Origin of the sequence: Tepidiphilus sp. J10 (genome assembly GCF_006980785.1) — a bacterium.
GTDB lineage: Bacteria > Pseudomonadota > Gammaproteobacteria > Burkholderiales > Rhodocyclaceae > Tepidiphilus > Tepidiphilus olei.
This window is the reverse complement of sequence record NZ_SBHP01000017.1, coordinates 1-965: the sequence shown is the minus strand read 5'-3', so window position 1 is coordinate 965 and position 965 is coordinate 1. Positions and strand designations below refer to the sequence as shown.

Here is a 965-nt window from a genome sequence, read left to right as displayed (position 1 = left end):
TGCGAGCCTGCGAAAAGCCCGGGGGAGCTGGCAACGAAGCGTTGATCCCGGGATGTCCGAATGGGGAAACCCACCCCTTCACAGAGCGCTTTCGGCGGGCGCAGCCCGTCAAAACCCCTGCTGCGGCAAGCAGCTCGAGGGTTTGGGCGGGCGCAGCCCGTCAAAACCCCTCTACTGCCGCAAGCGGGGCGAGGGCGAGAAAACGCTGTGTGAAGGGGTATCCCTGGCTGAATCCATAGGCCAGAGGAGGCGAACCCGGCGAACTGAACCATCTCAGTAGCCGGAGGAAAAGAAATCAACCGAGATTCCCCAAGTAGTGGCGAGCGAACGGGGAAGAGCCTGCACGACCAACCCAACGGCTCAGCAGAACGGCTCTGGAAAGGCCGGCCATAGCGGGTGATAGCCCCGTATGCGAAAAGCCGTCGGGGGGTCTAAGCGTGCGCGAAGTAGGGCGGGGCACGAGAAACCCTGTCTGAAGATGGGGGGACCATCCTCCAAGGCTAAATACTCGTGATCGACCGATAGCGAACCAGTACCGTGAGGGAAAGGCGAAAAGAACCCCGGCGAGGGGAGTGAAATAGAACCTGAAACCGCATGCATACAAACAGTGGGAGCCCCTCCTTTAATGGCCTTCGGGTTCTTTCGGCGGAGCGCACGCAGTGCGCGTAGCCAAAAGACTTTCAGATTGAAATAGATCTGGAGCGAAGACCAAACCTTCCAGTTGGAGGGCCATTAAAGGAGGGGTGACTGCGTACCTTTTGTATAATGGGTCAGCGACTTACGTTGCGTGGCGAGCTTAACCGAATAGGGGAGGCGAAGCGAAAGCGAGTCCGAACAGGGCGAATGAGTCGCGCGGCGTAGACCCGAAACCGGGTGATCTATCCATGGCCAGGGTGAAGGCACCCTAACCGGTGCTGGAGGCCCGAACCCACTACTGTTGCAAAAGTAGGGGATGAGCTGTGGAT

General features: G+C 59.0%; 1 rRNA gene. It reads left to right on the top strand.

The features are described 5' to 3' along the window. Positions 1-965, top strand: a 23S ribosomal RNA gene (locus tag EPD81_RS10560); the annotation flags it as partial.